Here is a 22340-nt window from a genome sequence, read left to right on the forward strand (position 1 = left end):
ATGAGGGAACAGATCGACGTCGGCCGGGTGTCCGCCGCCCTGCCCGGCTACGAACTGGGCGCCGAACTCGGCCGCGGCGGCTTCGGCGTGGTGCTCGCCGGTCGACACCGGCTCATCGACCGCCCGGTCGCCGTCAAGGTGCTGCTGGACCCGACCGAGGGCGGCGACGTCGGTGACTCCGACGGCGGCCTGCGGACCCGTTTCCTCGGCGAGGCCAGGGTCCTGGCCGGCCTGGACCATCCCCATGTCGTGCGCATCTACGACTACGTGGAGTCCGACGGTCTGTGCCTGCTGGTGATGGAGCAGCTCACCGGCGGCAGCCTGCGCGGGCGCGGGCGGACGCTGAGCGCCCCGGCCTCGGCGGGCGCGATCGGGGTGGCCGCCGCGGTGGCGCTGGCCGCGGCCCACAGCCACGGCGTGCTGCACCGCGACATCAAGCCCGACAACCTGCTGTTCACCGAGGACGGCACCCCCAAGGTCGCCGACTTCGGCATCGCCAAGATCGTGGAGGCGACCGCGGCGACGACGACCGGCCTGGTCGGCACTCCTCGATACATGGCCCCGGAGCAGATCACCGGCGGCCGCCTCGGCCCGGGCACCGATCTGTACGCGCTGGGTGTCGTCCTCTACGAACTGCTCGCGGGTCGCTCACCGTTCCCTCCGGACCTTCCCGTCGCGGCGCTGCTGCACCACCACCTGTCCGTGGCGCCCCTCCCGCTGTCCGAGGCGCCTCACCCCGTGGCCAAGGTGATCATCTCGGCGATGGCGAAGGAACCGGGCTGGCGGCCGCCGACCGCTCTCGATTTCGCGGTCCGGCTCGCCGCCGCGACCACCGCGTCGATCGGTCCGGGCTGGCTGAACGCGAGCCGCGTGCCCGTCCGACTGCCCGACGAGGTACTCGCCGCAGCCGGCCACCAGCCAGGCACCGGGCCCAGCTCCTACGACCCGGGCCAGGGGACGCCCTCCGGGCCAGGTCAGCGATTCCCGTCCGGCCCCGGTCAGTGGACCCCGTCCGGACCGGGCCAGCAATTCCCGTCCGGCCCCGGTCAGCAGACCCCGTCCGGACCGGGCCAGCAGATCATGCCCGACGCCACGGTGCCGAACGGATCCCGCTGGTCAGGCCCCGATGCCGGGCCGAATGCGCCGGCACCGAATGCCCCGGCCTGGAACGCCGCCGCCCCGCCGGCCCCGGGCGGGCCGACCCGCGTCGATCATCGGGCGCCGGACCATCGGCCCCCGGACCAGTGGCATCCGGGCGGGCCGGCGCCCATCCCGCGGACGGCGCTCGGACCGCCCTCGCCGACCGCCCGCGCGGGGCGTCGTCACCGGCCCGACAACCGCCGCCGGCTTGTGATCGCCGCGGTGGCGGCGGTCGCGGTGCTGGCCCTCACCGTCGGGCTGCTCATCGGCCTCGGCGGGATCGGCGGCGGAGGCGATGACAAGCGCCTCGCCGCCTACGGCGGTGCGGCGGTCACGTACTCCGGGCTGGAGGACGCCCACGCGCTGGCCCTCGCCGCCAACGGCACGCTCTACGTCACCGATCCGGGCACCGAGGTCGGACAGGGCCAGGTCATCCAGTTCACCGCCGAAGGGAAGGCCACCCGCCTCGGCGGCAGCGGCCCCCACCCGACGCCGTCGGTCGAGCCCTCGCCGTCACCGACTCCGGTCCTCGGCGACCACGGCCCGTCGCTGGCCGCCGAACTCCAGCAGCCGGTCGGGGTCGCGGTCGGTCCCGATGGCGCGATCTACCTGGCCGAGACCGACGCGGGCCGCATCCGCCGGATCGGCACCGACGGGATCATCACCACCATCGCCGGCACGGGGCGCGACTCCTCCACCGGTTCGGTCGCCGACAAGGGCGACGCCACCAGGGCGTACCTCGACGACCCCTACGCCGTCGCGGTGGACGGCAAGGGCGTCGTCTACGTCACCGAGGGCTACCGGGTCCGGCGGATCGAGAACGGACAGATCAGCACGGTCGCCGGCCGGCAGGACGAGTCGGGGTCAGCCGGCGACGGCGGCCCGGCCGTCAACGCCACCCTGTCCGACCCCAGCGGCCTGGCCCTGGCCCACGACGGCACCCTCTACGTCGCCGATGCCGGCAGTGACACTGTGCGGCGGATCGACCGTTCGGGCGTCATCAGCCTGGTCGCCGGCAAGCAGGGCACGGAGGGACGTCGCGGTGACGGCGGCCCCGCCACCGCGGCCCAGCTGTACAACCCCCGGGGCCTGGCGCTCGGCCCGGACGGCTCGCTGTACATCGCGGACGCCGGCAACAACGTCATCCGCCGGGCCGACGCGAAGGGTGTGATCAACACCGTCGCCGGCTCGGGCACCTACTCGTCCGAGCAGGATGCCAGGACGCTGGCGACCCAGGTTCCGCTCAGCACTCCGTCCGGGGTGGTCGTCGATCCGTCCGGGGCGCTCTACATCGCGTCCGCCGGGGACGGAACGATCCGGCGGGTGGAGACGGACGGTTTCCTGACGACCGTGCTGACCCCGCCCGAATCCTGAGGTCCGCCGAGTCCTGACACACCCGGCGGGGACCCGGATGGCATACGTTCGCGGGAGGATTCCGCGCCGCGCGACACCGGGTGCGGCGCCGGATTCCGCCCGGAAGGCTCGGCTGGGAGGACTCATGCGCGGTCCGGACAGGCGGTCCCTGCTGCGGGCCGCCGGTGCCGGCGGGCTGTCCCTGGCGGGGCTCGCGGCCGGCGGCGGCCTGCTCGGCGGCTGCGACGACTCCGGCGGCGGACCGGGCCCGCGCGACGCCACCGCGAGCGACGCCGACTGGGCCGCGCTGGAGGGCAGGCTGGCGGGCCCGCTGCTGCGGCCGGGCAACCCCGACTACGCCGACGCCAGTCAGCTGTTCGATCCGGCGTTCGACTCGATCCGGCCGCAGGCGGTCGCGCGCGCGACGTCACCGGCGGATGTGGCGGCGTGCGTCGACTTCGCCCGGCGCAGCGGGCTGCCACTGGCCGCCCGGGCGGGTGGCCACAGCTACGGCGGCTACTCCACGACGACCGGCCTCGTCGTCGACGTGACGCCGATGGCCGCGGTGACCGTCGTCGGTGGCGGCCTCGCGCGGATCGGCGCGGGAGCGCTGCTGGTCGACGTCTACGACCGCCTCGGTCAGGCCGACCTGGCCCTGCCGGCGGGTTCCTGCCCGACCGTGGGCATCGCCGGGCTGGCCCTCGGGGGCGGTATCGGCGTGCTCGGCCGCCGCTACGGCCTGACCTGTGATCGGATGGTCTCCGCCGACGTCGTGCTCGCCTCGGGCGAGACCGTGCACACCGACGCCGAGCACGAACCGGACCTGTTCTGGGCGCTGCGCGGCGCCGGCGGCGGCAACGTCGGCATCGTCACGTCGTTCACCTTCGCCACCCACCGGGCGACGCCGCTGGCGCTGTTCACCCTCCACTGGCCGTGGGCGGCGGCCGCCGACGTGGTCGCCGGCTGGCAGAAATGGATCTCCGAGCCGGGCGGCGCGCCGGACACCGTCTGGTCCACGTGCGTCGTCTCCTCCGCGCCGGCGAGCGGGGTCGGCGGCACGCCGGTGCTGCGGGTCAGTGGCGTGCTCTCCGGCAGCGCCGACGACGCCGCCGTCGCCGGGCTGCGCGCGCAGCTCGCCGCGCTCGTGGACGCCGCCGGGCATCCGCCGTCCAGCACCTCCGTCGTCACCCGCGGGCATCGTGCCGCGATGCTCATCGAAGCGGGTTGCGCCGGCCGGAGCGTGGCGTCCTGCCATCTCAGCGGTCGCACGCCGGGGGGCACGCTGAACCGGGTCGCCCAGCGGGCCGCGTCGGCCTTCCTGCTGGAGCCGATGCCGGCCCGCGGCATCGAGGCGATGCTCGCCGCGATCGAGCGGCGTCAGCGCACCGCCGACGCGGGCTCCGGCGTGGTCATCCTGGATTCCTGGGGCGGGGAGATCAACCGGGTCGCGCCGGGTGACACGGCGTTCGTCCATCGGGGGGCGATCGCGAGCGCCCAGTACGTCGCCGGGTACTCCATCGGCGCGAGCGCGGCGGTGAAAGCGGCCAACCAGGGCTGGTTGCGGTCCACCATCGCCGCGACAGCCCCCTACGTCTCCCGGTCGGCCTACCAGAACTACATCGATCCGGAACTGGCCGGCTGGGCGCAGGCCTACTACGGGACGAATCTCGATCGGCTACGACAGGTCAAGCGAGCCTACGACCCGACCAGTGTCTTCCGGTTCGCGCAGGGCCTGACGCCCGCCTGACGCCCGCCTGACATCCGTCAGGACCCGGCGGGACGGGCCAGGGTCCGCGGCGGGGGCCGACCCCGGGCCGGGAGTCGACGTCACCGGCCCGGGGCGGTCCGCTCCATTAGACGCTCGTTACTCATCCGTTGCCCATTGGCTACCCATGGTCATACCCCTGTCCAATAGGTGTCCCGATCCGCGGCGGGCCTTGTCCGCGGCGGTATTCGGCGGAGCGCCCGACTTCGCCGGCCGTCGACCTTCGGGTTTTCTCCCCCACCGCGGGTGAACGCGAGCTCACACGGCGAGGGTGAGCACGGCCGCATCGGCGGTTCATCTTGCAGGCACTACTTAAGGTGAGTAGACAAATGCTGTCGGTGACGAGCCGGCATTGGGTGTCCGTCCGGCCGTGCCGGTTGGCTGTGCTGCGAGGTTTTACATGAGTCGACTCATCTGGCCGTGGGGTATCGGGCTGTTCATCATCTTCTACGCGGTGACCTCCCCAGGCAGCGCCGCGGACGTCGTTCACAGCGCGGTCGGGGCGCTCGGCGGTGTTGCCAACGGCCTGTCCGACTTCGTCTCCCAGGCAGCGGCCTGACCGGAGACCGGCCTCGTGACCCGTCCGCTAGCGAATCTCCCTGGCCAGCGGGCGGGTCACGGCGACCGTCCCGGTCCAGTCCGAGATATCGGACTCCACGACCCCCCACCGCGCGCCCTTGGCCGCGATGACCTTGCCCTCGCCGATGTACATCCCGACGTGGCCGGGAGCGTCGGCCGTGCCGTCCGAACCAGGCGTGAACAGCAGATCACCCGGCTGCGGGTCGACGCCCGCGACCGCCGGTCCGAACGCGAGCTGGTCCGTGGTGACCCGGGGCAGTTCGATGCCGACGAGCCGGTACGCGGCCTGCACGAGCGACGAGCAGTCCCAGGTGTCCGGCCCTGTCGCGCCCCACACGTACGGCTTGCCGATCTGCGCCTGCACGAACTCGATCACCGGCGCGATCGTGCCCGGCGGGATGTCGACCCCCACCTGCAGGGAGTCGCCGTACACCTGCGACTGAGCGAGGATCGTGCGCACGTAGTTGCGCGTCTCGGTGTAGGGCGGGACGCCCGCGAAGGCGAGCACCGCGCCGGCGCCGGCGTTGTACGCGGCGAGCATCTTCTCCTGCCCGTCGCCCGGCACCGACGCGACGGACGCCGCCACCTCGCAGTCGTACCGGGCCGCGGCGGGGATCGCGTCCGCCGGATTCCACACGTCGCCCCGGCCGTGACCGGCCCAGGTGGCGGGCATGAACTGGGCGATGCCCATGGCGCCGACGGGGGAGGTGGCCCGCGGGTTGAAGCCGGACTCCTGCTGCAACTGGGCGGCCAGCAACGCCGGCGTCACCTCCGCGCAGCCGGCGTCGTTCGCCGCATCAGTGATCATTTTGACGTACTCGGCGGGGATGCCGTCGGAGTTCTGGATCGCCCGGTCGCCCTTGCCGTGATCACCGATGAACGGCCCGGCCACCATGACGATCAGTAGCGAGACCAGCAGGATGATCCCGCCGACGACCACCACCGAACCGACGCCCAGCCACATCAGCCAGCCTGACCGACCAGGCGGAAACCGACGGGCCATCCCCGCCTACCGCCCCGGAGCGTCGCCGGCGGCGTTGGCGAGATCCGCCCCGGCCACCCGCCACGTCCCGTCCAGCTGGCGAAGCATCGTCAGGGCCGGTGTGGACACGGCCACGACCGGCGCCTGGCTTCCCGAGACCGTCTCGCGACGCACGTTCAGTTGGAGCACGACCCGGCCGGTCGCGCTCGTGTCGATCCCGCCGAGCGGGGTGGTCGCGAGGACGGACACCGTCGAGCGGGTGCCCGCGGCCCGCAGGTCCTGCCACGCCTGGCCGTCGGCACCCGCGGCCGGGCCGGCCGTCGCGCCCACGCCCAGGGACGCGGCGAAGTCATCGGTGAGACAGTCCCGAGCCCGGTCCAGGCCGGCCGTCGGCCCGGAATCCGTCCGCGCGTCGAACGACTGCCAGCGGGTGAAGCAGTCGGCCGCGACCGCGGCGGGATCGGTGTGGTCGACCTGGCCGCTCGCCGGCGCGGTCGCGGTGGCGAGCGGCGGTCCGGGAGCCTGGCTCGCCCCGGGCGGCGGCCCCGTCGTCACCGACGGGCTCGGCGAGGACACCTCGGTGACGTGGCCGAACGAGCCGCAGCCGGCCAGCGCGGCCACCAGGGTCAGCCACACCAACGGGCCGAGCACGGCGCCGCGCCGGCCGGCGACGCCGGCTCCAGGTCGGATCGCGATCACGTAGCGCTGCCGCCTACCGCCGGCCGCGTGCCAGGCCGGCCACCGCCGCCGACGTGGTCATTCGCGGCCGTCCAGCCAGTCCCGGACCCGCCCCCGCCGCACCCGCCACTGGTGGCCGACCTTGCGGGCCGGGATCGCTCGCTCCGAGAGCAGTTTCAGGACCGTGCTCTCGGACAGCCGCAACCAGGCGACCAGTTCATCGACGGTGAGCACCTCGTCGTCGTCCGACGGGCGCGCCGCTGGCTGCGCCGCGCCCGGCCCGGTCGCCCCGCCCCCACCGGATGCCGCGCCGGCGGTTGCCGCGCCGGCGGTTGCCGCGCCGGCGGTTGCCGCGCCGGCGGAGGTGCCCGGTGACGCGGCGGGTGGCAGACCGACCGACCTGGCCGCGTTGGCCGAGCTGCCGCGGGGCCGGACGGCCCCGCCGGACGCGGCGCGAGGCGACACCGGGCCGACTGGCGCGGGCCAGCCGGACGCGGGCGGCGCACCCTGCGGGCCGGCCGGACGCCCGACCCGACCGGACGGACGGGGGGAGGACATCGAGAAGCCATCCTGCGCCACCCGACGCTCCCTTCACTGTTTGCTCCGCCGCACGATCAACGTTGCGCCGCTACTCGGCCCCCGGCCACCCCCGCCGACCCCGGTCCCACTCGACTACGCACACCCAGCCAGGCCACCGGTTCGCAGGGGTGACCCGTCCCGCACTCTCACGTTCCGGCTCCGAAAACTACACCGACCCACTTGTCATGGGTAGCCTCAACCAAAGCTTGTCATACTCGAATGGCTCGTGTTACATCGATCCGACCGCAGCCAAAGATAAGTAACCGTAAGTAACCTTAACTGGCACTAGCTAGCCTGAGAGAGCCGGGAGGGCGACGGCGCGTGAGCGATGTGCCACAGGCACCGCACGGTGAGGAAGGTGACGCGCGGCCGGTCTCCCTCATCGGGGCCCGCCTGCCCACCGCGGCCTCCCGTTCCCAGCGGCTGTCCGACCACGAGAACCAGTACGGCCCAGGCGGTGCGCCGGCCAGCGACGACACCGAGTCGTCCCTCTACCCCCGTTCCGGCCGCCGTCGACACCGGCGGCGAGCTGAGTCGGAAGCGCCCGAACCACCCGACGAGGCGTGGCAGAGCGAGGCGTTCCACCTCGATGATGCGACATCCACGAACGAATCGGATGCGGAACGTGCGAGCGCAGCCGAGGTCACGTCCGGGTCACGCGCCGGCGCCGCGGGCGGCGCGAAATCCGACGACGCCGCGGCCCAGAACCCCGCGGGGGGTGGTCGGACCCGGCGGACCGGCCGACCGGCGGCGATCGCGCCGCGCGGCCAGGGAGAATCCGCCCGGCACCGAGCCTCCACGGGCACCGCCGATCAGACGGGCTCCCCGCGTTCGACCCCGGCGGACACCCCACCCACCACCGCGGCGCAGCCCGCTCCGAACACGCAGCGCACTCGGCCGCCGCGCGCGTCCGCCCCGCCCCGCCCCAGCGCAGCCCAACCCACACCAGCCGTCCAGCCCACACCAGCCACACCCGCCACACCGGCGTCCGGCGTGGGCGGCGACGGCGCTTCGCTCCGCGCCACAGAGCCGCCGTCTGACCCTGGCATCACCGTCGGTGACCCATCCAAGGCGATCCAGAAAAGCTCCGCCGACCCCTCGACCGCCGCTGCTCCCCTCGCCGCCACCGAGATCGTCGCGATCGGCGACTCCATCACCGTCACCGGTTCCATCGCGGCGGCCAGCCCGGTCGAACCAACCCAGTCGTCGCGCCCGACGCCGACGGACCCGCTGACCGGACCCGTCTCCTTCCCGCACCTCGAGAAGGACGAGCGCGAGCCGACCCGCGCGCTGCTCCCGAACCAGCCGGAAACGTCGACTCGCGACCAGGACTCGGCGGCGGCCGCCCCGCCCGTCCCCGTCTCGCCGACGCACAGCAGGCTCCCAGCGGTCGCGCCACCGTCGGCCGACCCGCACCCGGCTCCGCCGCTGGCCCCCGACGTCCCGCTGGACCCGCTCGCCCGCCAGACGCCGGCGCCAGGCTCGCCGCTGCCCGCCTCCCGCCCGAGCCCCCCGGTCAGGACGCCCGCGCCCACCGGCAAGCCAGCCGCGATCCGGCCGGACCAGCCGGCTGCCGAGCCGCGGTCATGGCGTGGCGGGCGGGATCTCGAACCGCGCGAGGAAATCCCGGTTCGCCTCTCCGCCCGCGACCGTGCCCGCATCCCGCTCCCGGGGTCCTGGCGGATCGCCGTCACCTCCCTGTTCCCCTACTCGGGGACGACGACGCTGGCCGGGGTGATCGGCCTGACCCTGACCGGGATGCGGGCCCATCCGGTCCTCGCGGTCGACCTCTGGCCGGGCGAGCCCGCCGAACCGGTGGCCACCTCGCCGTCGTCCGCCGACGAGGACGAGCCCAGAGGGGACCCGCTGACGAGCCGCGTCGGTTCGGCGGGAACGACCAACATCGCCGACGTCCTCGCCCATCAGGCGGGTGACGGGGCGGCCACCGAGCTACGTCTGATGATCGCTGGCCAGCGTGGGGGCGGCGCGCGGGACCTCGACGTCCTCCCACTCAGAACGGACGCCGGCCGGTTCGCGCAACCACCACGGCGGGACGGGGCGCCGGCGGAGCCGGATGTGCCGGTCCTCGCCGGCGCGGACCAGCACGTCGCCCCTGGCGGCCTGCGGTCGGTGCTCGGCCTGCTCGCCCACTCGTATCCCCTCGTCCTCGTGGACGCGCCGACCGAGGCGCCGCTGACCGATGTGGCGGTCGCGGCGGCGGACCTCGTCGTCCTCGTCACCCTCGCCACCGCGGCCGACCTCGAAGCCACGATCATGCGGCTGCGGGCGTTCCGCGAGGCGGCCGGCGACGGCCCCGCCGGTGACGGCGCCCCGCCCATCGTCGCGGCGATCGTCGCCCCCCGCCGCGGCCGTCCGTCGCCACGTACCCGGGCCGCCGCGGCCCGGCTCGGCCGGCAGGTGGAGGCGCTGGTACGGATCCCCTACGACCCGCGGCTGGACCCCAGCCGGCACACTCCGGTCCGCATCCCCCGACTACGCCGACGAACTCGCCGCGCCTACCTGCGCCTCACCGCAGCAGCGGTCGAAAACCTGTTCATCCTCGCAAAAGCCGAGGTAGGAGCTTCAGGGAAGACCAGGGAAGGGCCAGCCGGAGCCTCATCCGGCGCCATCCGGCCGATCACGACACGTACCCAGAGCGGCGCGACGAGCGGCCCACCGGCCACTACCAGGGATCACGACGCATCGATCGGCGTATCATTCGGCGACCTACGGTCACCAACGGCACCCTCACGGATCGCCGGACCGGATCGTCCGGGCGAGCCCCGCCCGTGAGAAAGGAACCGCGATGATCCACGACGCCGCCTCCGCCCAGGCGACCGTCTTCCTTGCCGCCGTGCAGGTGAAGCCGGACGACTCGAAGGCGCCTGGCATCAACGCACTGAAAGACCTGGTCAACGGCTTGGCTGCCTATGCCGTGATCGCCGCCGTGGCCGCCGTGCTCCTCGGCGGTATTGCCTGGGCACTCGGCGAACGGATGGGCCTTGAGCGAGCATCCACGGTCGGAAAGAGCGGGGTCATCGCGGGCTTCGGCCTGGCATTCCTCGTCGGCGCCGCCGCCGCCTTCATCAACTTCTTCCTGGTGACCGGCGCAACGGCCACCGCCCCTGCGCCCAACCCGGGTGGCCAGCGCCCGCCGGCCGTCGAACTCACCGTCGCCGTTGACCCCGGCGTGGTCCATGACCCAGCATCCCCCCTGTTCTAACCGGTTCCCCGGGTGCACGCGGGCGGACATTGCGATGATGACCGCACCGTCTTGTGAGGGGAGTGGGCGTTGCCGGGTTATACGGATACCGTAGCCAGACGCCTGATCATGATCATCGCTACCGCCAGCGCGGTTAGCGTGGTCTGCGGAGTGCTGATCGGCCGCTACGCCATCCCAGACAACAGCGCCGCCCCGGGCCCCACCTCCGCCGCGCCAAGTTCCAGCCCTAGCGAGCCCGCGAGCAAGCCGGCACCGTCCGCCACGGCGCTTGTGCCAACCTCTCCTACTCCATCGACATCAACGTCGGGTGACTCTGGAACCACAGAAAGTACAGTCCCGGGAACGCCGACGCGCATCAACCAGTACGGAATACCCATTGGATATCCCCGTACGCAGGCGGGCGCGGTCAGCGCATGCGCAAATTATGACGCGATCAACGGGAAGCTTCAAAACCGCGAGCCAACAACAATTAGAAATATGTACGCATCAATCGCAACACCAGAGGCATCCAAAAAGCTCTCTGATCTAATAATCGAGAACGACAAGAAAAGCGCTAAGACATACGGAGTACCTTCGATTCAAGCCCCGAACTTTGGCTTCATCGGTCGCGCGACCGGATATTCGGTACAGTCTTACACTCAAGACGATGCCAATGTCACCATCTGGGGCGTTCTAGGCTTTGGCATTTACAACAGTACAGATGCAAATCTATCCCCTAAGGAAGGCTGGGCGACAGATACTTGTCGCGTCATCTGGAGCGACGGCGACTGGAAACTTGACGATGCGGGCGATGGTCCCGCGAATCCCGCAATTACCGATCGCGCTGCCGAAGGTTTCAAGGAATTTCTATTGGTCGGAGCTGGGACGTGACCGAGGGCACCGTAGTTCTTGCCGGAAGCTTCAAGGATCTCAATCCACTCAACGCACTTAAGGGTGCGATTGGGTCGAGTGTTGATGCTTACTTCAATTCGATGGGGACGGCGTTCTGCGGGATGGCCGCGGACCTTTCCAGCTCCGTGTTCAGTTTCGCTTCACAGAAGACGGCCATCGATCTCAACGCCGACTACGTCGTTCAGAACTACAACATCGCGTTCGGGATCGCGGTCCTGATCGTCACGGGTCTCTTCCTGTGCGCAGCCATCATGGGCGCGGTACGCGGTGATCCACACGTCTTCACCCGTGCCGCGGCGGCAACCGGTACGGCGATCCTTGGCTCCTTCGTGGCGCTCGCCCTCCTGCAGATGATCCTCACCGCGTCGGACGGGATGGCAGACGCGTTCGGTGACGGGAAACCGCTGGGGTCGACGCTGGTGGCCCAGTTGCGCGCGCTCCCGGAACAGGGCAACTTCGCGCTCGACCTCGTCCTGTCACTTCTCGTGGCAATGTTCTCTTTCGCGCTGTTCGTGGTGCTCTATATCCGCAAGGTCGCCATCATTGTGATGGCCGTCTTCATCCCGTTGTACCTCGCCGGTCAGCCGACGATGTCCACCAGCGCCTGGATCAAGCGCGCTACCGAGATTCTCCTGGCGCTGATCTTCGCCAAGCCCGTCATCTATGCGATCTTCACGCTGGGCGCGGGGATGGCTAGTGATTCCACTGGATCCACGGTGGACCAGACGCTGACGATCCTCAGCGGAACCGTCGTGATGATCGCCGCCGTGTTCGCGCCGTTCGTCCTCATGCATCTGATGGGATTTGCGGACGTTCACCTGATGAGGGCCGTCGGCTCGGCGGGTCGGCGGAGCGCGGCCTCCTTTGGTCAGGGTGCCGGCGCGTTGCTGGGATCGACATCGCGAGACACGTTCCGGGGAATCGGCGCCCGGATGCAGACGCGCAACCGCGGCGTTCTCGGCGACGCCGGCGGTGGCGGCGGCATTGGCGCACAGCCCGGCCTTGCCCGACCTGCCGCCGCCGTGCGTGGCGGACGCGGCGGCGGCTCGCCCATCGGCGCGCCCGCTCGGCCGGGCTCCGCGACCACAGCCGTGCGCGGTGGCACGGCCAGCCGGCCCCGCCCGGCCCGGGTCGGCGCCACTGCCGCCAGCGCCCCCGCGCGGCAACCCAGCCGGACAGCCATCGGGGTCGGCGCGTCCTCCCGAGCCGCGTCGACCACTCGGGTCGCCCCGGCCAGGAACGGCACGTCGGCGCGGTCGGCTCCGGCCATCGCGGCCCGGCCAGCGGCCGCCCCGCCAGCCGCCCCGGCGCGGGTGGCGGCCCCCAAGACACCGCCCTCCCGAACCAACCGGTAGGCAGTGAGCGAAAACCAGGCACGTAGTTGTGCTGACCAGCGGCGGCGGGCGGTTCACGCGCGCCGCCGCCGGGCCAGACGAGCCGACAAGCGGCGAGTGAGGTAGTCAATGGTCGCTGAACGCAGTTACCGGTTCGGACCCCTCGAGCGTGGTGGCGTCATGCTCGGCATGCGCTGGCCGCAGCTCAGTCTGATGATCGGTGTGATGCTCTGCGTCCTTGGCGCATTGCGATCACCCTTGGTAACAGTTCCGATCTGGGTGCTGCTTGCGGTGGCCCTGCTGTTCGTCGCCTTCGTCCGGGTGGAGGATCGTAATCTCGACCAGTGGGTGCCGATCCTGTTCGGCTTCACGATGCAGAAGGTGACGGGCGAAACGGTGTTCCGTGGCGCGTTCTTCCGGCTCGGGTCCGGGGATGACCGGATCAGCCGCACGGTCCTGCCTGGGCCGCTGTCGTCACTGGTGATGCTCTCCGTGCCAGTGGGCGGAAGCCGGTACGTGGCGGTCGTCAAGGACGCGAAGAAGCAGACCTACACGGCTGTCCTCCAGGTGCGGGGCAGCCAGTTCGCGCTGCTGGAGTCCGGCGACCAGCAGGCGCGGGTCGACGCCTGGGGCGAACTGCTCGCCGGGCTCACCTCCGGCGGCGGGCGCCTGTCGCGGATCCAGTGGCTGGAACGCACCCTGCCGGACTCCGGCGACCAGTTGCAACGGCACTGGCGGGTCCGCGGCCACCACGACGACTCGTGGGCCGCCACCGCCTACCAGCAGGTGATCGACGCGGCCGGTCCGGTCGCGCAGCGGCACGAGACGTACCTGTCGTTCCAGTTGCGGGCGAAGGACGCCCGCCGGGCGATCCAGCGGGCCGGCGGCGGCGACCAGGCTGCCTGCGGGGTGCTGCTCGGCGAACTGCGCACGATGGAGGCCGCGCTCGCACGGGCGTCGATCAGCACGGTCGGCTGGCTGCCACCCCGGGCACTGGCCGCGGTCATCCGCACGACCTACGATCCGTACTCGATCGAGATGATCGACGCCCGCGGCGGCGCCAGCACGGACCTCGCCGGCGGTCTGAAGGGGCTCGCTTCCGGTGTCGACCCGGCGATCGCCGGCCCGGTGCGAACCGTCACCGCCTGGGATCACTACCGGACCGACTCCGGCTTCCACACCACCTACTGGATCAACGGCTGGCCCCGGGTTCCCTCTCCCGCCGCGTTCCTCGCTCCCCTGCTGATGGAGACGACCTGCCGGCGGACAGTCTCGCTGATCGTCGAACCGCTGCCCGGCCGCAAGGCCGAGAAGGCGGTGAACCGACGGCGGATGGCGCACCTCGGCGAACAGCAGATGCGCGACAAGGTCGGCAAGGTCACGACGCAGCGGGACGTGGCCGAGGCCGACGAGGTGGAGCGCCGCGAGCAGGAGCTCATCGCCGGTTTCGGCGCGTTCCGCTTCCACGGCTTCGTCACGGTCTCCGCGGACGATCTCGACGGCCTCGCCGACGCGTGCGGCGAGGCGGAGACCCTGGCCTCCCGCAGCCGCCTGGAGATGGTGCGCCTCGTCGGCGAGCAGGACCAGGGCTTCAGCATCGGGGCACTACCGCTCGCGGTCGGCGTCGCATGAGCCCCGGGTACGGCGACGGCCACGACAACGACCGCGTTCTCACCGAGGGATACCCGCTCGCGGAAACCGGCACCGGCTACACCGCCGACAACGCCTACACCGGCGGCGTCGGCTACCAGAACGGCAACGGTCACCACGACGACGTCGACGGCGACGAGGGCGGCAGCGACGGCCCGGTCGGTTACGACGACCAGGAACTCGCGGACGGCTACGACCCGGCCGATGCCGAGTTCGACCCGCCCAGCTATGACGAGGCCGGCTACGACCCGGATGGCTACGAGGCAGCGGCCTACGAGGCCGCCTCGCACGACCCCGGCCGGGACGCCGAGGGATTCGTCGACCTGGGCGGCGGACCGCGGCGCCGGCGCCCGGCCGGCCAGCAGCAACAGCCGCCGCCGGCCGGCCGCCGCGGCCGCCGGGCCGAGCGCACCGCCGCCACCTCGGAGAAAGCCGCGATGCGCCGGGCCCAGGCGGCGCTGCGACGCGGGGCACAACCCCCGAAGCTGCTCGGCTCGTTCGCCGGCCGGGCGTACCACAAGCTGCGGCTGCCGGCGCACATGGAGACGACCGCGCAGATCGCCGGCATCTACCCGTTCGTCGTCGACTCGGGGCTCGACGCCCCGGGGATGTACATCGGCCGGCACGTCTGGTCCGGTAACTCGTTCGACTTCGACGTCTTCGAGCTGTACCGCCAGCAGGTCATCGAGAACCCGAACTTCGCGGTCTTCGGCGCCGTCGGTTCTCGCAAGTCCGCGCTGCTGAAGACCCTGATCTCCCGCGGCTCTGCGTTCGGCTACCAGGCCGCGGTGCCCTGTGACCCGAAGGGCGAGTACACCCGGCTGGCCCGCCGGCTCGGCTGCGAACCGACCTACATCGGCCCGGGCATGGCGACCCGCCTCAACCCGCTGGACGCGCCGCCGCGCCCGCGCGGCATCGCCGACGCCGACTGGGCCCGGGAGGTCAAGCGGGCCCGATCGTCGCTGCTCTCGTCGCTGATCGAGACGGCGAAGGGAGTGCCGCTCACGCCCGCCGAACACACCGCCGTGGACCTCGCCCTCGACGTCGTGACCCGGCAGATCTCCGGCACCTCCCCGGAGCGCTGGGCCACCCCGCTGCTGCCCCATGTCCTGGAGGCGATGACCGACCCCGCGGACGAGGACTGCGTCAACCTGCCGATGACCGCCACCGAGCTGCGCGACGCGTCCCGGGACGCGACCCTGACCCTGCGCCGGCTCACCCACGGCGCGCTCGGCGGTCTCTTCGACGGCCCGACGACGTCCCCGCTGGACTTCGACCGGCCCATCGCGGTGCTCAACCTGGAGCGGGTCCAGGGCAGCGACGAGATGATCGCGCTGATCATGACGTGCGCACAGGCCTGGATGGAAGCCGCGCTGATGCGCCAGGACGGCGTCCAGCGCTACGTCGTCTACGACGAGTGCTGGCGGCTCATGCGCTTCGCCGGGCTGGTGCGGCGGCTGTCCGCGCAGCAGAAGCTCGCCCGCCAGTGGGGCTGCGCGAACGCCATCGTCGCCCACCGCATCTCCGACCTGCTGTCCGCGTCGCCGGACTCGGTGGAGATCGCGAAGGGCCTGCTGGCCGAAACGGCGATCCGCATCCTGTACAAGCAGGCGTCCGACCAGATCTCGGACACCCAGCAGGCACTGGGCCTCACCGATGTCGCCGCCGACCTGCTGCCCCGCCTCGACCCGGGTTTCGCCCTGTGGCTCATCGGCGCCCGGGCGTTCTACGTCGAGCACGTCGTCGGCGACCTGGAGATCCCGGTGGTGCTCAACGGATCGAAGATGCACGGCGAGGTCGACGACACCAACCTGACGCCCGACGACCTCGATCCGGCGGAGCTGGACCCGCCGGATCTCGGTCCCGGACTACTGGCGAGCGGCGGCCTCGGCGGCCTGCCGCCGGACGGGGACCTCGACGGCGAGCCGTTCCCCGGTGACTACGGCTACCCGTCGATCGAGCCCAGCTCCGCCGGCTGACGCAGCCTGGCCGCCGCGCGTTCCGACGCCGGCGGCCAGTCCAGCCCGACCGGGTTGGGCCAGGCGTAGCCGCCGCCGAGAGCGACCCGTTCGGCGAGGCCGTACAGCGTGTCGTACAGCTCGTCGCGCTCGCCCAGGGACAGCTGCCGGTACGGGGCGGCGGCCAGCAGGTCGGTGACGTTCTCGATCTCGGCACGGGCCTGCGCGCCGAGGGCGGTCAGCTCGCCGCCCACGGTCAACCAGCCTCGGTTGGCCAGGCGGCGGGTGGCAGCCGCCCACTCCCGGTCACTCCAGCCACGCGACAGCCGCAGCTGCTCGGCGGGACTGCGCCCCGTCGCCGCCGCGAGGACCAGCGCCTCGCAGGGATCCACCTCGGAGCGGACCAGTGCGACGATGTGCCCGTCGCCGCGATGCTCGCGCAGGGTGGTCAGCGCCTGCCACAGCGCCAGATGCGGCTCGGCGGGGACGGGCAGGGCCGCGTTGGCGGCGGCCAGCGGCCGGCCGGCGGTAACCGCGGCGGCGACCACCCGGCCGGCCAGCTCCGCCGCGCGGCGCACCGCGGAGCCGGTCGTGTCCATCCCCCACAGCTCCCGCAGGATGGCGTCCATCGCGGCGAGCCGGGTGTCGAGCAGCCGCGCCGGAGTGGAGTACGCCCAGACGTCCGGTACGGAACGGGCGATCCGGCGCGGCGCGAAGTTGTAGAAAGCCGAGGTGATCGTCGCCGCGGACGCTGAGCCGAGCGGCGCCGACCTCATTCCGATGTAACCCATCCAGTAGCCGTGGCAGCCCGCCTCCGCCGCGAAGCGGCTCACCCCTGGATGGAAGGCGATGACCGCGTGGATCGGCTCCGCCACCTCCCAGATTCGACGGGCATCGTTCGCGAACGTCGCGCCGAGAGCGCTCCCATCCGCCTGTCTACCGTCGCCCATGTAGTTCCTCCCGACCGTGAGTCAGTTCCAGCCTCCCCGCCGCGAGGGCGGTAAGCCAGGAACTGACGTCACGTTCGGCGGGCGGCCGGGAGCGTCGAGCCCGCCATCGGACCGCTTCCAGCGGGAACGCGTCCGAAACGCGACGGAAACAACGCTCGGACAGTGCCCACTGTGGTGCCGTCGCACCACCCGCGATCGGCGCGTCGTGACAAGCGGCGCGATCCCCCGGGCATGCCCCCGGGGTGTCATCCCGCGCGCCGCCTCCGCGCCGCCGCAATGATTCAGTGCTGGTAGGTAACTCGCAGCACCGCTCGGGCCAGGGTGTGGAAAACCAGGTTGAAGCCGACGACCGCCGGCGACACCTCGTCGTTGATCTCCAGCTTCGGCACGTCGACCGCGTGCACGGTGAACACGTACCGATGCGGCACGTCGCCCTGGGGCGGCGCGGCGCCGCCGTACTCCTTGCCGCCCCAGTCGCTTCGGACGTGGTACGCCCCCGCCGGCAGACCGGCGAACGCACCGCTGCCAGCCCCGGTCGGCAGCTCGGTGACGGAACCGGGAAGGTCGACCAGCGCCCAGTGCCAGAAGCCGCTGCCGGTCGGCGCGTCCGGGTCGTAGCAGGTGACGACGAAGCTCTCGGTCTCGGCCGGCTGACCTGACCAGGCGAGGTGCGGGGAGGTGTTCGCGCCACCGACGCTGTCGTGGACCTGCCCGATCGGCACGACGCCGCCGTCGACGAGGTCCTTGCTCGTCACACTGAACGTGGGGCGGACGGGCAGTACATCATAGGGATCAGGGGGCGTGCCGCGATCAAGCAGAGACATGGGTTGGTCAGTCCTTCCGTTACGCCGCTCGATGACATTCCCGAGACAGTGCCGTCACCTGTCGGCTCTACGCTTCCCGCGATGAACATCACTCCGGATGCGAGGACGAGAAACCGTCGTGAAGCTGGTCACCGCAATCCTGCGCCCCCACCGGGTCGATGACGTGCGCGCCGCGCTGGGCACCTTCGGCATTCATGGTATGACGCTCAGCCAGGTCACCGGGTACGGCACCGAGCTCTGGCGTACCCAGACATACCGCGGACAGCGGTTTCACGACGAGTCGGTCAGTGCTGTCCGCATCGAGTGCGTCGTCGGTGATGCCGACGTCGAGGATGTCATGAACGTGATCCGGAGTTCGGTCGCGTCGTCGTCCAGCGGCGCGGGGAAGATCTGGGTTCTTCCTGTCGAGACCCTCACCCGGGTGCGGACGGGCGAGCGCGGAGCTGACGCCCTGTGAGCCACCACGCCCGGCCGCGCGGACGCGGCTCGCGCCTCATACCGCCCGACGGTGCCGCCGGTCTAGCCACCTAAATTGGGTGAGGCAAAAATCACAATCGGCGAATCCGGCCACGCTACCAGCGATTCTGCGTACTGACCCTGCTTCAGCCAGGCGACACAGGCGCGCTGAACCGATACGTTGGTCGGGTCCCGGCGGGTGTCCCGTCGACTCCCCCCGTATCGGCGTGGAGCCCGCCGGGACCCATTCTGAGCTGGCATTTCCGCCGCCCAATCGGCAATCCCACGGCGCGCCGGCCTCCCGGCCGAGTGGACGCCAGGCTGGCGGGCGCCGCAGGCCCTGAGAGACGACGCCCGGTCGCGCCGAGCAGCCCCAGGCCGAACAGCGCCGAGCTGAGCTGTGCGACGCGCGTGCTCCGGCCGGACGGACTCCCGCGCTGGCACCTTCACCTGAGGCTTCGCGCGACAGCCCGGCGGGGGCGTTCTGCCCCCGCCTCGCGCGCTCGGACGCGCCGCGCTCAGTCGCGGGCGGGGTGGCGCCGCGGGCCCGCGGCGTGGCGACCGCCGCCTCCCCCGCGACGCAGCCGCATCGTGCTGGAGGAGTCGAGCTGCGGCCCGTGCGAGTGGGCGCCCGGCTGGTGTGCCGCCGGGCCGCCGAACTCGTCGACGGCGCCGGCCTCGGCCGCCGACCAGTCGTCCTGCCCGTGCGGCCCGTCCTGGACGTGGGCCGGCGCGCTGGCCGCGACCCCGTGCGGGTTGCCGTCGGCGGCCCGACGGCGCCGGCGGCCGCGGAGGAACTCGATGACCATCGGCAGCACGGACACCAGCACCACCAGGATGAGCATTGCCTCGATGTTGTTGTGAACGAAGTCCACCGAGCCCAGGAAGTAACCCAGGAGGGTGACGCCACAACCCCAGAGCAGGCCCCCGATGACGTTGAACAGGACGAAGGTCCGATAGTCCATTTTGCTTGCCCCGGCAATGACCGGGGTGAAGGTCCGCACGATGGGAACGAACCTGGCGAGCACGATCGACCGCGCGCCGTTCTTCGCGAAGAAAGCGCTTGCCTGCTCGACGTATTCCTGTTTGAACAACCGGGAGTCGGGCCGCCGGAACAGCGCCGGGCCCGCCTTTCGGCCGATGAGATATCCGACCTGATCCCCGGCGACGGCGGCCAGCCCGACAAGGATCATCGCCAACGGCAGCGGCGTCGAGACCTCGTCCCGGGAAATCAGCATGCCCATGGTGAACAGCATCGAGTCACCGGGCAGGAAGAAGCCGACCAGCAGCCCCGACTCCGCGAACACGATCAGCAGGACGATGGCGAGCCCAGCCTTGACCAGGCTGTCGCCACTCAGCAGGTCGCTGGGCCCGAGCGCGAGCGTGCTCGTCGCAAGCGTGGTCACAGTGGTGGGCCTCCGCCGATCTCGGGTTGGCGGGTGGGACACGCATGAGACAACCGCGGCGCCCTCGCGCCACCACACAGCACCCGCCTGAGGACACCGTAAGGGTATCCAGCGCCCGGGCGACGTCGTCCAGCGCCCACGGGTCCATGCGCCAGATCCACAGTTGGTCCACAGATTGAACCCACATCGAGGCCACTTCTCGCGCCCCGATCCGCCCTCGTGACTCCGACTGCACGGCCGTCCGGGTAACCCCCGCCACCAGACACCGCGCGGACACCGGGAGCAGCCCGACGAGGCAGACCGTGCAACAAGCCGCCTACCGCCGGCACCTTCGTGAGGGCCAAAACATAGGCTCATTTAGTGCGTTTACCGTGGACGGCTCAACAGGACGATTTGCCGCCCACCGTGACCCCGCGCCTGCCCTGGCCGTGGCGTCGGGCCAGATCATCCTGCCGACCCGTCGGGACCGGCCACAGCCCGGGGCCGGGGTCCCGGTCGGCCTCGCGGTCCCAGTCGTCGCGGTCCCAGTCGTCGCGGTCGCGGGTGTGCCCGGTAGCGCTGGTACTGCTGATCGGACTGGCCACGCTGACCTCCTGTGGCGGGGGGCATGCGGCGAACGGTGACCAGGCCGGCGACCGGCGATCGCCCGGCGCGCCGGGAGAACTGCTCACCGCCAGTGCGGTCCGCGACGCGCCCACGGGCATCCGCGCCTGGCTGGTCACCTACCGCTCCCGATCAACCGGGAACGGGACCGTCGAGGTGTCCGGGGTCATCCTCGCGCCGCTGCCCGGCGTTCAGGTGCCTGCCGGCGGCCGGAAGGTCGTCTCGTTCGCGCACGGCACGACCGGGATCGCGGACATCTGCGCGCCGTCCCGGTCGACACTGCCGCTCGCCGCCGCGGAGTGGACCTTCCCCCTCGTCCGGGCGGGCTACGTCGTCGCGCTGACCGACTACGCCGGGCTTGGCACTCCGGGCGATCACGCGATCTACGTCTCCGAGCCGGAGGGCCGCGCCGTGCTCGACGCCGCTCGAGCGGCCCGCGCGCTGACCGCCACCGGCGCCGGCCGGGACATCGTCGCATGGGGTTATTCACAGGGCGGCCAGGCGGTGCTCTCGGCCGGCGCGCAGGCCGCCGCGTACGCGCCGGACCTGCGAGTACGCGGGATTGTCGCGACCGCACCGCTGGCAGACCTGCCCGCCTCCCTCACCACGCTGCAGGGCAACCCGGACGGGGTCGGCTATCTCCTGCTGGCAATGATTGGGCTGGCGGACACCGATCCCAGCATCGACCTGACGCGTTATCTGACCCAGACCGGCCGGCGGTTGCTGGCCATCGCGCTCGACAAGTGCGCGATCGACCTGATGACCGCCAGCATCGGCACGTCGATCAGCACCGCCTACACCGCGGATCCACTGGCCGATCCACGATTCGTGTCCGGGTTCGCCCGGCAACGGGACGAGATCCTTCAACGGATGGCCCCGACGCTGCTCCTGCAGGGCGGGCGCGACCTGGTGATCCGCCCGTCGATCACCGATCGTGTGGACAGCCGACTGTGCAGCCGCGGTACGCCGGTGGACTACCGCCGTTATCCCGACGCTGACCACGGCACGATCCTCGCCGCGTCGATGAACGACCTGATGGCCTGGGTGGCCAACCGATTCGCCGCCAAGCCTCCGCCGATCACGACCAACTGTGCGAGCACCCTCGACGTCGGACACTAGCCGGCCGGGCCGGACCCCGCCGACGCCGTAGGTACCGGCAGGCCCGCCGGACACCGGCTGTGGACAACTGCCTTCCTGGTCCGTCTTCGCAGGTCAGATAGGCCCGTGATCGAGCGCCGACGTCGACGGTGCCCACGATCACGGGGGTCGGGGCACGGAACACTCCCCCTGTCTGGGCATCGGGAGGATCCCTCTGCCTGCATCGTCCGTGGATACCGTCATCGTGCTCCGCCGGGTCGGAGCACGATGACCACCGATCCGCCACGGACGGCAGATCCCGACCCGGGGCTGTCCGGCCGACGGTGGACTCAACTGACGGAGCCCACCCGTGGGCTGTGGGCAGCACCACTCGCCCATCCCCCATGGGTCACGTCCCATCGATGCCCATCCAGAGCCTTCGGGCGTGGTCGTAACGGCCCCTGCACGGAGACCGTCAGCTGAGTCGTCGTTATCCACAGGAACGTCTCGTGATCCACAGGAACGTCTCGTGGTCCGCCGCGGGCCGGGACCATGCCCATCGAAGGGCAGTCACCGGCACGCCAGGTCCGGCAGGCGGGCGACGCGCACCGACCTCGCCGGATCGACGAAGCGACCCCTCCGCCGAGCGCAACACACTGCCCACTCAGGGGCACCTGTGGACAACCGCCCGCCCCGGGTGGTCACGGGCATCTGATGGACCATGCCCACCTGGCGGTCAGCCATCCCATCCAGCCGCGGAACGCTCGTCCACCGCCGCCGAGGCAGCGACGCTGCCCAGCGTGCGGTCAGAGTTGCCTCCGTTCACCATCACCTCCGCTGGCCAGTGGATGACCAGCCGAGCCCGCGCCGAGGAGCACCGCGTCCCCGGGAC

17 protein-coding genes are annotated in these 22340 nt (G+C 71.6%); 11 read left to right on the plus strand and 6 right to left on the minus strand.

Annotated features, from left to right (window positions below):
* From MXD60_RS07085 to MXD60_RS07095, 3 genes are all read left to right on the plus strand, one after another.
* On the plus strand, positions 1-2514 hold the full coding sequence (locus MXD60_RS07085; protein WP_248818169.1) for a serine/threonine-protein kinase: 2514 nt from the start codon (positions 1-3) through the stop codon (positions 2512-2514).
* Between the two features lie 124 nt (positions 2515-2638).
* Positions 2639-4240: an FAD-binding oxidoreductase gene (locus tag MXD60_RS07090; protein ID WP_248818170.1), complete on the plus strand. Its 1602-nt coding sequence runs from the start codon at positions 2639-2641 to the stop codon at positions 4238-4240.
* A gap of 418 nt (positions 4241-4658) precedes the next feature.
* A complete protein-coding gene (locus tag MXD60_RS07095; protein WP_248818171.1) occupies positions 4659-4817 on the plus strand; it encodes a hypothetical protein in 159 nt (52 codons plus the stop codon).
* A 27-nt stretch (positions 4818-4844) separates the two neighbouring features.
* Here MXD60_RS07095 and MXD60_RS07100 read toward each other — a convergent pair whose 3' ends face one another.
* Genes MXD60_RS07100 through MXD60_RS07110 form a run of 3 tightly spaced genes read right to left on the minus strand, consistent with a single transcriptional unit; the run spans position 4845 to position 7055 of the window.
* A complete protein-coding gene (locus MXD60_RS07100; protein WP_248818172.1) occupies positions 4845-5840 on the minus strand; it encodes an NlpC/P60 family protein in 996 nt (331 codons plus the stop codon).
* Between the two features lie 6 nt (positions 5841-5846).
* Positions 5847-6518 (minus strand): hypothetical protein, encoded by a 672-nt coding sequence (locus tag MXD60_RS07105; RefSeq protein WP_248818173.1) that lies wholly within the window; start codon positions 6516-6518, stop codon positions 5847-5849.
* A 57-nt stretch (positions 6519-6575) separates the two neighbouring features.
* Complete coding sequence (locus MXD60_RS07110) at positions 6576-7055, minus strand: helix-turn-helix domain-containing protein (protein WP_248818174.1); 480 nt, start codon at positions 7053-7055, stop codon at positions 6576-6578.
* 342 nt (positions 7056-7397) lie between these two features.
* Here MXD60_RS07110 and MXD60_RS07115 point away from each other — a divergent pair, with 342 nt between their 5' ends.
* The 6 genes from MXD60_RS07115 (at position 7398) to MXD60_RS07140 (ending at position 16153) form a co-directional block, all read left to right on the plus strand.
* Positions 7398-9869, plus strand: coding sequence for a hypothetical protein (locus tag MXD60_RS07115; RefSeq protein WP_248818175.1), 2472 nt, complete (start codon positions 7398-7400; stop codon positions 9867-9869).
* 13 nt (positions 9870-9882) lie between these two features.
* Entirely contained in the window at positions 9883-10299 is a 417-nt protein-coding gene (locus MXD60_RS07120) for a DUF6112 family protein (RefSeq protein WP_248818176.1), read from the plus strand.
* Between the two features lie 108 nt (positions 10300-10407).
* Entirely contained in the window at positions 10408-11169 is a 762-nt protein-coding gene (locus MXD60_RS07125; RefSeq protein WP_248818177.1) for a DUF8175 domain-containg protein, read from the plus strand.
* Positions 11166-12545 (plus strand): hypothetical protein, encoded by a 1380-nt coding sequence (locus tag MXD60_RS07130; protein WP_248818178.1) that lies wholly within the window; start codon positions 11166-11168, stop codon positions 12543-12545. The genes MXD60_RS07125 and MXD60_RS07130 overlap by 4 nt, the downstream gene beginning before the upstream one ends.
* A 108-nt stretch (positions 12546-12653) precedes the next feature.
* Positions 12654-14156 carry an SCO6880 family protein gene (locus MXD60_RS07135; RefSeq protein WP_248818179.1) on the plus strand — a complete coding sequence of 501 codons (1503 nt, stop codon included), beginning with the start codon at positions 12654-12656 and terminating at the stop codon, positions 14154-14156.
* Positions 14153-16153, plus strand: a complete 2001-nt coding sequence (locus MXD60_RS07140; protein ID WP_248818180.1) for a putative type IV secretion/conjugal transfer ATPase — start codon at positions 14153-14155, stop codon at positions 16151-16153. Before MXD60_RS07135 ends, MXD60_RS07140 begins: the two co-directional genes overlap by 4 nt.
* Here the strand turns inward: MXD60_RS07140 and MXD60_RS07145 are convergent.
* A complete protein-coding gene (locus tag MXD60_RS07145) occupies positions 16120-17082 on the minus strand; it encodes an SCO6745 family protein (RefSeq protein ID WP_248818181.1) in 963 nt (320 codons plus the stop codon). The genes MXD60_RS07140 and MXD60_RS07145 overlap by 34 nt on opposite strands.
* Before the next feature lie 281 nt (positions 17083-17363).
* Positions 17364-17906, minus strand: a complete 543-nt coding sequence (locus MXD60_RS07150) for a YbhB/YbcL family Raf kinase inhibitor-like protein (protein WP_248818182.1) — start codon at positions 17904-17906, stop codon at positions 17364-17366.
* 118 nt (positions 17907-18024) lie between these two features.
* On the opposite strand from MXD60_RS07150, the gene MXD60_RS07155 reads away from it, so the two are divergent.
* On the plus strand, positions 18025-18363 hold the full coding sequence (locus tag MXD60_RS07155) for a P-II family nitrogen regulator (RefSeq protein ID WP_248818183.1): 339 nt from the start codon (positions 18025-18027) through the stop codon (positions 18361-18363).
* Positions 18364-18880: 517 nt separating this feature from the next.
* On the opposite strand, the gene MXD60_RS07160 is transcribed toward MXD60_RS07155, so the two are convergent.
* A complete protein-coding gene (locus MXD60_RS07160) occupies positions 18881-19768 on the minus strand; it encodes a DedA family protein (protein WP_248818184.1) in 888 nt (295 codons plus the stop codon).
* 543 nt (positions 19769-20311) lie between these two features.
* On the opposite strand from MXD60_RS07160, the gene MXD60_RS07165 reads away from it, so the two are divergent.
* The gene (locus MXD60_RS07165; protein WP_248818185.1) at positions 20312-21490 is read left to right on the plus strand and encodes a lipase family protein; all 1179 of its coding nucleotides are present in this window, start codon (positions 20312-20314) and stop codon (positions 21488-21490) included.
* Positions 21491-22340 lie beyond the last annotated feature (850 nt).

The organism is Frankia sp. AgB32, assembly GCF_023243045.1.
Classification (GTDB): domain Bacteria; phylum Actinomycetota; class Actinomycetes; order Frankiales; family Frankiaceae; genus Frankia.